Origin of the sequence: Halobacillus aidingensis, from assembly GCF_900104185.1 — a bacterium.
In the GTDB taxonomy this organism is placed as follows: domain Bacteria; phylum Bacillota; class Bacilli; order Bacillales; family Halobacillaceae; genus Halobacillus; species Halobacillus aidingensis.
Window position 1 is genome coordinate 118,925 of record NZ_FNIZ01000001.1, and the last position, 10,439, is coordinate 129,363.

The 10,439-nt window shown below is 43.5% G+C and carries 8 protein-coding genes; 7 read left to right on the forward strand and 1 reads right to left on the reverse strand.

Going from position 1 to position 10,439, the window contains the following annotated elements; genetic code table 11:
• The first annotated feature begins 82 nt into the window (after window positions 1–82).
• Together pheS and pheT are read left to right on the forward strand one after the other, a co-directional pair.
• Window positions 83–1,117, forward strand: a complete 1,035-nt coding sequence (gene pheS / locus BLS23_RS00580) for a phenylalanine--tRNA ligase subunit alpha (protein ID WP_089650573.1) — start codon at window positions 83–85, stop codon at window positions 1,115–1,117.
• Between the two features lie 15 nt (window positions 1,118–1,132).
• Entirely contained in the window at window positions 1,133–3,559 is a 2,427-nt protein-coding gene (gene pheT, locus BLS23_RS00585; protein ID WP_089650574.1) for a phenylalanine--tRNA ligase subunit beta, read from the forward strand.
• A gap of 66 nt (window positions 3,560–3,625) precedes the next feature.
• Here the strand turns inward: pheT and rnhC are convergent, their stop codons facing one another.
• Window positions 3,626–4,561 (reverse strand): ribonuclease HIII, encoded by a 936-nt coding sequence (rnhC, locus tag BLS23_RS00590; RefSeq protein ID WP_089650575.1) that lies wholly within the window; start codon window positions 4,559–4,561, stop codon window positions 3,626–3,628.
• 147 nt (window positions 4,562–4,708) lie between these two features.
• Here rnhC and zapA point away from each other — a divergent pair, with 147 nt between their 5' ends.
• The 5 genes from zapA (at window position 4,709) to BLS23_RS00615 (ending at window position 10,157) form a co-directional block, all read left to right on the forward strand.
• Window positions 4,709–4,993 carry a cell division protein ZapA gene (gene zapA, locus BLS23_RS00595; RefSeq protein ID WP_089650576.1) on the forward strand — a complete coding sequence of 95 codons (285 nt, stop codon included), beginning with the start codon at window positions 4,709–4,711 and terminating at the stop codon, window positions 4,991–4,993.
• A 1-nt stretch (window position 4,994) separates the two neighbouring features.
• Complete coding sequence (locus BLS23_RS00600) at window positions 4,995–5,537, forward strand: CvpA family protein (protein WP_089650577.1); 543 nt, start codon at window positions 4,995–4,997, stop codon at window positions 5,535–5,537.
• 104 nt (window positions 5,538–5,641) lie between these two features.
• Window positions 5,642–7,363: a DNA polymerase/3'-5' exonuclease PolX gene (gene polX, locus BLS23_RS00605; protein ID WP_089650578.1), complete on the forward strand. Its 1,722-nt coding sequence runs from the start codon at window positions 5,642–5,644 to the stop codon at window positions 7,361–7,363.
• An 18-nt stretch (window positions 7,364–7,381) separates the two neighbouring features.
• A complete protein-coding gene (locus BLS23_RS00610) occupies window positions 7,382–9,727 on the forward strand; it encodes an endonuclease MutS2 (protein WP_089650579.1) in 2,346 nt (781 codons plus the stop codon).
• 22 nt (window positions 9,728–9,749) lie between these two features.
• On the forward strand, window positions 9,750–10,157 hold the full coding sequence (locus BLS23_RS00615; protein ID WP_089650580.1) for a DUF350 domain-containing protein: 408 nt from the start codon (window positions 9,750–9,752) through the stop codon (window positions 10,155–10,157).
• Window positions 10,158–10,439 lie beyond the last annotated feature (282 nt).

Here is a 10,439-nt window from a genome sequence, read left to right on the forward strand (position 1 = left end):
TTTTCCAGCCGTTTTTCAACCTTAATAGTTTTGAAACGTGAAAGGGAAATGAGTCGAAACGATTTTAAAGGAGGAAAAAAGCATGAAGGAACGTTTAGAAGAGCTGCAACAGGAAGCCTTGAAGAAAGTTGATCAGGCGGATTCTGTTCAAGGCTTGAAGGATGTAAGAGTCGAGTACTTAGGAAAAAAGGGCCCGATTACGGAAGTTCTGAGAGGAATGGGCAAATTGTCCAAAGAAGAGCGTCCGGTTATTGGGCAATTGGCGAATGATGTTCGGGAACATATTGCTCAAGCGATTGAGACAAAACAAACGGCTCTTGAGGATGCAGCATTAGAAAAGCAATTGGAAGAAGAGAGCATTGATGTCACTCTTCCTGCCCGTCCTGTAAAGGTTGGAGGTCCTCACTTATTGACGAGTATCGTGGAAGAAATTGAAGACCTCTTCATCGGTATGGGCTTTGAAATCAAAGAAGGACCTGAAGTGGAGACGGATTATTACAACTTTGAAGCACTGAATCTGCCGAAAGGCCACCCGGCAAGGGATATGCAGGATTCTTTCTACGTAACGGAAGAACTCTTAATGCGTACCCATACTTCCCCTGTTCAAGCACGGACAATGGGAGCTAAAGATGGCAGTGAACCTGTTAAAATGATTTGCCCTGGTAAGGTCTATCGTCGTGACACAGATGATGCGACTCACTCTCACCAGTTCACGCAAATTGAGGGACTATTAGTCGATAAAAACGTGCGAATGAGCGATTTGAAAGGCGTATTGAATGCATTCGCGAAGCAGATGTTCGGAGCGGACCGTGAAATACGTCTTCGTCCAAGCTTTTTCCCATTCACCGAACCATCCGTAGAAATGGATATTTCCTGTAAAGTATGTGGAGGGAAAGGCTGCTCAGTATGTAAAGGAACCGGCTGGATCGAAATTCTTGGAGGCGGAATGGTTCACCCGAATGTCCTTGAGATGGCAGGATATGATCCGAAAGAATATTCAGGATTCGCATTCGGTATGGGACCTGAGCGGATCGCGATGTTGAAATATGGAGTGGATGATATCCGTCACTTCTACACCAATGATATTCGATTCTTAGAACAATACCACAAGGCTTAAAGGAGGAATGAAACCATGCTTGTATCATTGAATTGGTTGCAAGAATATATTGATGTCAGTCGTTACTCGCCAGAAGAACTGGCAGAAATCATTACGAAGACCGGAATTGAAGTGGAAAGTGTTGAACCTGTAGCAGAAGAGGTCACAGGCGTTGTCGTCGGGTATGTACGATCTTGTGAACAGCATCCGAACGCCGATAAATTGAACCTTTGCCAAGTGGACGTCGGAGAAGAAACGCTTCAGATCGTTTGTGGCGCACCGAACGTCGCTGAAGGTCAAAAAGTTCCTGTAGCTACACCGGGAGCGGTTCTTCCTGGCAACTTCAAAATTAAAAAGACGAAACTGCGCGGAGAAGAATCGAACGGGATGATCTGTTCTCTTCAAGAGCTAGGCGTCGATGAAAAAGATGTCCCGAAAGAATTCGCTGATGGAATTTTTGTTTTTCCGGAAGATGTAGAAGTCGGAGCGAATGCTGTTTCCTTGTTAAATCTTGATGATTTGATCATCGAGCTTGGATTGACACCCAACCGTTCGGACGCTCTAAGCATGGCCGGCGTAGCCTATGAAGTAGCAGCAGCCATCGATGGCACGTATGAATTGGCTGAGGAAAACGTCAAAACTTGTGGTGAGAAAACAGCAGACCATGTCTCTGTAGTCGTGGAAGACTCAGAAGCGAACCCTTATTATGGAGCCTTCATTATTAAGGACATCCAAGTCGGACCATCTCCACTGTGGATGCGTAACCGTTTGACTGCGGCAGGCATCCGTCCAATCAACAATGTCGTGGACATTACAAACTACGTACTTATGGAGTATGGGCAGCCGCTTCACGCCTTCGATTACGACCGTTTTGGTTCGCATACTATTGTTACACGTCGTGCAAAAGATGGAGAGAAGATGACGACGCTTGATGACCAGGAGCGCACACTGAAGAGCGATCACCTCGTCATTACGAATGGGGAAAAAGCTCATGCCATCGCTGGTGTCATGGGTGGGGCTGAGTCTGAAGTTCAAGATGATACGACGACGATCATCTTAGAAGCCGCATTTTTCGATCCATCTGTGGTACGTGAAGCTTCAAAAGATCATGGGCTCCGCAGTGAATCAAGTACACGATTTGAAAAAGGTGTCGATCCGAACCGCGTAGAACGTGCCGGCCTGAGAGCTTGCGAACTTCTTGCAAAATATGCAGGAGGAACGGTATTGGATGGTGTCGTGTCCCATGACGAATTGGACCGCTCTGAAAAGCAAGTCACTGTAAACACGAGCACAATCAATGATCGACTTGGAACCGATATTTCCAATGAGGATATCGCCGACATTTTCCGTCGTCTTCAGTTCAATTATGATCAAAACGGGGATGAGTTCCATGTGTCTGTTCCGACAAGACGTGGAGACATTACCATCTTTGAAGATATGCTGGAAGAAGTGGCACGCATTTATGGCTACGATAACCTTCCGTATACACTTCCACAAGGGGCGTCTCAAGCAGGTGGTTTGACGCTTGAGCAATTGCTGAAACGTAAAGTGAAAGCATACTTTGAAGGTGCGGGACTTCATGAGACAATTACTTATTCCCTTACTCATGAGGATAAAGCACAAATGCTTGTCAGCCCTGAAGTGAAAGAAAAATCCGTTAGCCCTGTCGCTCTTGCTATGCCTATGAGTGAAGACCATGGCACGCTCCGCTTGAGCATGGTTCCTGAGTTATTAGAATCCTTATCCTATAACGTGGCACGGAAACAGGAAAACCTTGCTTTCTATGAAGTCGGTACCGTGTTTATTAGTGAAGAGGAAAAAGTAACGAAACAGCCGGAAGAAATGCTGCGTGCATCAGGCGCATTGACAGGGGAATGGCTCTCACATCCATGGCAGCAAGAGAAAAAATCGGTCGACTTTTTCGTTGCTAAAGGGATTTTGGAAGGATTAAGTGAACAGCTGGATCTTCCTTTCAGCTATGAAAAAACGAAGTTGGATCATATGCATCCAGGACGTACGGCAACCGTGTCCGTTAATGGAAAAGTCATCGGCTTCGTTGGGCAGGTCCATCCGAAACTTCAAAAACAGCTCGGACTGAAAGAAACGTATGTCTTTGATGTGAATTTGGAAGTTCTCATTGAGGAATATAAGAAAGAAGAGAAATTCCAGACGATTCCTCGTCACCCATCTGTTTCTCGTGACATTGCGCTTGTCGTAGATGAAAATGTGACCGCAGGATCGATTGAGGCAACGATTGCAGAGGCAGGAAGTCCATTAGTGAAGGATGTTCAAGTATTCGATCTTTATCAAGGTGAACATCTAGATGAAGGGAAGAAGTCTCTCGCTTTCCGTCTGCTTTACTTAGATCCACTTCGCACCTTGAAGGATCAAGAAGTAGAAGAGACGCACAATGCTATCCTGGAAGCGGTGAAAAGTCAGCATCAGGCTGAACTTCGTGGATAAACCATATGATAAACAAAAAGCTCAGAGTTTCCTTAACTCTGAGCTTTTTGTATAAGCAACATCGGATTATTTAACGAATTTTTTTGCTTTTTCAGTGGTGGCAAAGTGAACTTTAGCTAATTCCTCCAGCTTTTCTTCCCCGTAGGCTTCAATGATAGCTGCAGCGGCACGATCCACTTTTCCGGAGGCTCCTTTTGGTATCGGAAGACCTGTATCGAATTCCATCTCGTTCATCGCTTTTACAAAAGCAGACCTTGCAATGATGGAAGCTGTTGCGACAGCAATCGAATAACTTTCCGCTTTTGTCATAAAGTAAACGTGTTCTTGAAGTTGCTGATTCTCACTTCTCAAGTGCTTTTTGTACACATGTGGTTCTGAGAATTGGTCAATTAATATTCCATCCGGTTTTTCAGGTGCAATCTTCTCTAAAAGACGGTTCAAGGCTTGATGGTGGAGGATCGTTTTCATTTTCCCCTGGCTCCATCCTTTTCTCTGCCATTGGTTGTATTTTTTATTCGGCAGTCTCAGTAGACTGTAAGGGATTTTCATAGCTACAATATCTTTAGCCAGGTTGGTAATTTGAGCATCCGAAAGGTTTTTTGAATCTTTCACACCGATCGCTTTCAACTGTGGAATTTGTTCTTTCGTTACAAAAGCGGCTGCTACAGTGATGGGTCCGAAATAGTCTCCTGTCCCCGCTTCATCGGATCCTATATGGGAGCTTACGAAAAGCTGTTCATCGGGATGAAAAGCATGGCGTTTATTCTTGCTTTTGTTCTGACCTCCGGAGGTAGTGGAAGAAACGGTTCCCCATTTCTCAGCTTCTTCTTCTGGTTTTTGACCCTGGAAAAGCACCTTGCCTGATTTGTAGGCTGTAATCGTACAGCTCGCTGTTTTAGCTGCAAACAACGCCGCTGGTGGACTGTTTTTTTGGTTTGAGGCATAATACTTCTTCATCTTCTCTAGTGTAGAGGCAGGTAATTTCAATACAACTTGGGGCATAATGGATTCCTTTCTGTCTAAAATGATAGGATTAGTATAGCAAAATGGATGACAAAAGAGAACATTTGCGAAAAACATCCATATTGGTTTCCTATTTGTCAAGCTTCGTGTTAATATAAAGTTTAGGATTGAGAGAAACTAGGGGGTATGAATGTGTCGCAGTCAGACCAAGAGAAAAAAAGAATTACAGTGGAGATCAACAAAAGATCTTACACTATAGTTGGTCATGAAGAGCCCCATCATATCCGTATGGTATCCAGTCTGGTGGACCAAAAGATGCGAGAAATCCACGAAGCAAATCCTAGCCTGGATACGGCAAAGCTCGCCGTTTTGACCGCTGTGAATACGATGAATGAATATATGAAATTAAAGGAAGAATGTACAGAACTTATGAATTATATTGAAAAGAAAGAGAAAGAGGACAGAGGGTAAAATGATTGATTTATTGTTGTTGTTTATTTTGTTTATTGGTGTAATAACAGGGCTGAAAAGAGGTTTTATTCTCCAGCTTTTCCATCTCATCGGATTCGTTGTAGCCTTTGTACTCGCTGTTATCTACTATGATGACCTCGCGCCGAAACTGACGTTATGGGTACCTTATCCTGAACTGCCTCAGGATTCTTCCTGGGCGATCTTCTTAGAAAATCTGCCTTTGGAACAAGCCTTTTATAACGCTGTTGCTTTTGCCATTATCTTTTTTGGAGCCAAAATCATCTTACATATTATTGCGTCCATGTTGGACTTTGTTTCGGAACTGCCGATCTTGAATTCTTTGAATACGATGTTAGGTGGAATTTTAGGCTTTATTGAAAATTATGTCATCTTATTCGTGGTGCTGTACATAGCGGCGCTTGTACCTCTTGCTGGAGTGCAAAGTGCTTTGGACGGATCGATTCTTGCACAGCTGATCATCGAACACACACCAGTCTTTTCAGAACAATTGAAAACGCTGTGGATTGAACATGTAGCTGGCTGAGTAAGACGTTAGGATGAAAGTACAGGTGGAGCCGCTATGATTATGATCATGGCGGCTCTTTTTCATCTTGAAAACAGGATAAAACGTGAAGGAGTCGATAAATCATGGCTATCGATAAAAAGCAAGTCATTAAATTGTTGGAAAAAATTGCTGTTTACTTAGAGTTGAAAGGGGAGAACCCTTTTAAAATATCTGCTTACCGTAAGGCTGCCCAAGCTTTAGAACGTGATGACAGATCATTAAGTGAGATTGATGATTTCACCAAAATGAAAGGAATCGGAAAAGGCACGGCAACTGTCATCGATGAATACTTAGAAAACGAAGAATCAGATACATTAAAACAATTACAGGCAGAAGTTCCGGCCGGCCTTGTCCCATTACTTGACCTTCCAGGTCTCGGCGGAAAGAAATTGGCAAAGCTTTATCAACAATTAGGTGTGACCGATGCAGAGGCATTGAAAGAAGCTCTGGAGGCAGGAAAAGTGGAAGCGCTGGATGGTTTCGGGAAAAAGTCTGCTGAAAAGATGTTGAAGGCGATTGAAGATGCAGGAGCGCGTCCAGAACGGTTGCCGGTTGCTGTCATGCTTCCATTAGCAGAAAAAATCGAGCGTTTTCTTGAACAGGGAAAGACATTCACACGTTTTTCAAGAGCGGGAAGTTTAAGAAGAATGCGTGAAACGATTAAGGATTTAGATTTCATCATTGCGTCTGAAAATGCTGTTAAAACTCGAGATGAGCTATTGGCGTATCCAGATATAAAAGAGATTGTTGCCTCAGGCGAGACGAAGGTTTCTGTCGTTGTCAATGAAGGCTATGATATAGGCATTGATTTCCGTATTGTTGCACCAGAAGAATTTGCTTCGACCTTACATCATTTCACAGGGTCCAAAGACCATAATGTCGCTATGAGACAACTCGCTAAGCAGAACGATGAGAAAATTAGTGAGTATGGGATTGAAAAAGCGGAAACGGGAGAAGTCCAAACGTTTGAAACAGAAGAAGAATTTTTCCAACATTTTGGTCTTCATTTCATCCCTCCTGAAGTTAGGGAAAATTATGGGGAAGTAGAGAAATTCAAAGAACCCATTGAACTCGTGGAATTGAATGATATTCGCGGGGACCTTCATATGCACTCGACTTGGAGTGATGGAGCACAGTCCATTAAAGAAATGGCAGAGAAAGCAAAAGCAAAAGGGTATGAGTACATCGCTATCACCGATCACTCGAAATACTTGCGTGTAGCAAACGGGTTGAATGAAGAACGTTTACGTTTGCAAAGGAAAGAGATAGAAAAGGTGAATGAAGAAATGGAAGATTTCCATATCTTTGCGGGTATTGAAATGGATATTCTTCCGGATGGATCACTGGATTTTGATGATGAGTTTTTGAAAGAGATGGACTTTGTCATCGCATCCATCCACTCAAGCTTTCAGCAATCGCAGGATCAAATTATGGAAAGGTTGACCAATGCCCTCGAAAACCCTCATGTCCATATGATTGCTCATCCGACCGGACGCTTAATCGGCCGTCGCGAAGGCTACGACGTGAACCTTGAAGCATTGATTGAAGGGGCAAAGCGAACAGGCACGGTCCTTGAACTTAACGCGAACCCTAACCGATTGGATTTGAGTTGGGAATGGTTAATGAGAGCACAGGAAGAGGGCGTAAACATTGCCGTTAATACGGATGCTCACAGTTATTCAATGTTGGAGCATATGAAAATAGGAATTGGTACAGCACGAAAAGGTTGGCTGAGAAAAGATACAGTCATCAATACGTGGACGAAACAACAGTTGATGGATAAGTTCAAGATCCATAAGGAGTAATAAAGGAGACGGTTACACATGAATCAACGCATCCTTCATGTACTAGAATTTAAAAAAATCATAGAACAATTGAACGAACAAGCGGCCTCTTCCTTGGGGAAAGAAAAGACTGCCGCCTTGAAACCATCTTCTGATTTAGAAGAGGTTCGCCACTTGCAAATGGAGACGGATGAAGCTGGACAAGTCCTGCGCTTGAAAGGCCATGTCCCACTTGGCGGTATATTTGACATCAAGCCAAGCTTGAAGCGGACCACAATTGGCGGCACGCTAAGCGCATTAGAATGTCTGGATGTCGCCAGTACGATATATGGAGGCAGACAACTGAAGCGCTTCATCGAAGATATGGAAGAACCCGAAATGCCCATTTTAAGAGATATGGTTTCTACCATCGCTCCATTAAGGGAACTAGAGAGTGAAATCAGAAATTGTATCGATGAACATGGAGGAGTTATGGATGGAGCTTCTGAGAAATTGAGATCCATCCGTTCGAAAATCCGGACTTATGAGAGCCGGGTAAGGGACAAAATGGAGTCCTTTACAAAATCTAAATCAAAAATGCTTTCCGATGCCATTGTCACCATAAGAAATGAACGGTATGTTCTTCCTGTTAAACAAGAATATCGTGGATCCATTGGTGGGATTGTCCATGATCAATCATCTTCTGGAGCGACACTATTCATAGAACCTCAAACAGTTGTTGACTTGAATAACCAGCTGCAAGAAGCTCGCGTCCAGGAAAAAAATGAGATTGAGAAAATCTTGAAAGAACTTTCGGATGCGATTGCGGAAAACCATGAACCTTTATATGAAAATGTGAATGTGTTAGGGCATATGGACTTTATGTTTGCCAGAGCGAAGTTAGGTAAGCAGATGAGAGCAGCCATGCCTAAGATGAATGACGAAGGCCGCATTGACATGAAACAAGCAAGACATCCGCTAATATCGGGAGATGAAGTCGTTCCGAATGATATCGAAATAGGCAAGGACTATACATCGATTGTTATTACTGGACCGAACACAGGAGGAAAAACGGTTACTCTAAAACTCGTAGGTTTATGCACGCTGATGGCACAGTCCGGATTACAGGTACCGGCATTGGATGGGTGTGAGATGGCTGTATTCAAAGAAGTCTATGCAGACATCGGGGATGAACAGTCCATCGAACAAAGTTTATCTACTTTTTCTTCTCATATGACGAATATCGTAGACATTTTGGACAAAGTGGACGACCAGTCCTTAGTCTTATTTGATGAACTTGGTGCTGGAACGGATCCGCAAGAAGGAGCGGCTCTTGCGATGTCGATCTTAGATGAAGTGGTCAACCGGAAGGCCCGTGTCATCGCGACGACGCACTATCCGGAATTGAAAGCTTATGGCTACAATCGCCCGGACGTTATCAACGCTTCTGTCGAGTTTGATATTCAAACACTAAAACCGACCTACCGCTTGTTGATTGGCGTTCCAGGTCGGAGTAATGCATTTGAGATTTCCAGGCGTCTAGGTTTAAGAGAATCTGTGATTGAGTCTGCGAAAGGTCATATCGGTGTGGATTCTCAGAGTGTTGAAAATATGATTGCTTCCTTAGAAGAATCGAAGCGGGGAGCAGAGCAGGATTATGAAGAAGCAGAACGATTCCTCGCAGAAGCAGAAGAGCTTCGAAATGAATTAAAGCAGAAATGGGACCAATTTGAAGAGCAGCGTGAAAAGTTATATGAAAAAGCGGAACAAAAAGCAGAGAAAGCTATTCGCCAGGCCAGAGAAGAAGCAGAAACGATCGTTGGCGAAATACGGAACATGAAATCACAGGCACAAATGAAAGAACATGAGTGGATTGAAGCTCGTAAGATGTTTGATGAAGCACAGCCTGAACTTGCGAAGAAGAAACCGAAAGCAGCTCCAGCACCTAAGAAAGAGTCGAGAGAATTGAACCCTGGAGATGAAGTGAAGCTACTGACTCTTAACCAGCAAGGAACCATAGTGGAACAGACAGGTAAGAATGAATACCAGGTTCAGGTTGGTGTAATGAAAGTGAAAGCCAAACGCAAAGAACTTGAATTCGTAAAGGCAAAGCAACCTTATAAAGAAAAGCCAATGGCGACAGTCAAAGGGAAGAACTTCCATGTGAAAACAGAACTCGACTTACGTGGCGAACGCTATGAAGATGCGTTGAACCGTTTAGAAAAATATATTGATGACGCTCTTTTAGCAGGCTATCCACGAGTATCTATTATCCATGGAAAGGGGACAGGAGCTCTCCGGACAGCGGTTCAAAATTTCGCAAAGAACCACCGAAGCATCTCCAGCCATCGGGCAGGAGGCATGAATGAAGGTGGAAGTGGAGTGACCGTCCTTGAGTTTCGATAATTCGTGAAAAGGGAGCGGAGGAATGAGTAATTTTTGGGAATACACGTTAGTGGAAACCGCCGCTCGTTATAGTGTTGTTGTCCTGTGTTTAGTTCTTTTCATGGCGATTTTTGAAATCGTTACTTCCTATAATAACTGGGAAGAAATCAAGAAGGGCAACATTGCTGTAGCGATGGCTACCGGGGGAAAACTATTTGGAATTGCAAACATCTTTCGTTTTTCAATTGAACATAATGACTCACTCACCCAAACGATGGGCTGGGGCTTGTATGGATTTGCTCTTCTCCTTTGCGGTTATTTCATTTTTGAATTCTTGACCCCATCTTTTAAAATCGATGAAGAAATTGCAAATGACAACCGTGCCGTAGGATTCATTTCTTTAGTCATTTCCATCGGCCTTTCGTATGTGATTGGAGCGAATATCATTTAAGGAGAGAGACAGTGGAAACCTTAGCCAAAATATTAATGGTCGTTGCCGCGGCTTTTCTCATCGTCGGCATTCTGTTTTTTATCATATAAGTATTAGATTCCTAATCTAACAAGAAGCCCAAAACTAACCGGGCTTCTTGTTTTTTTATGTTAATGTTGATATTAGTTATTAAAGAATATGGCAGGATTCTTGAAGACTCAGTTTCGAGATGTTTTTTGAGTGGATGGGGCTGCGGGGAATGACTCGCTTTCCGCGGGAGCGCGGTGAGCCTCCTCGAGCTTC

Bases quoted from the DNA above. Each gene is read 5' to 3' on its own strand.
- BLS23_RS00600 (WP_089650577.1), top strand. From the start codon at position 4,995: ATGATTGATTTATTGTTGTTGTTTATTTTGTTTATTGGTGTAATAACA.
- BLS23_RS00615 (WP_089650580.1), top strand. From the start codon at position 9,750: ATGAGTAATTTTTGGGAATACACGTTAGTGGAAACCGCCGCTCGTTAT.
- pheS (WP_089650573.1), top strand. From the start codon at position 83: ATGAAGGAACGTTTAGAAGAGCTGCAACAGGAAGCCTTGAAGAAAGTT.
- BLS23_RS00610 (WP_089650579.1), top strand. From the start codon at position 7,382: ATGAATCAACGCATCCTTCATGTACTAGAATTTAAAAAAATCATAGAA.
- rnhC (WP_089650575.1), bottom strand. From the start codon at position 4,561: ATGCCCCAAGTTGTATTGAAATTACCTGCCTCTACACTAGAGAAGATG.
- polX (WP_089650578.1), top strand. From the start codon at position 5,642: ATGGCTATCGATAAAAAGCAAGTCATTAAATTGTTGGAAAAAATTGCT.
- zapA (WP_089650576.1), top strand. From the start codon at position 4,709: ATGAATGTGTCGCAGTCAGACCAAGAGAAAAAAAGAATTACAGTGGAG.
- pheT (WP_089650574.1), top strand. From the start codon at position 1,133: ATGCTTGTATCATTGAATTGGTTGCAAGAATATATTGATGTCAGTCGT.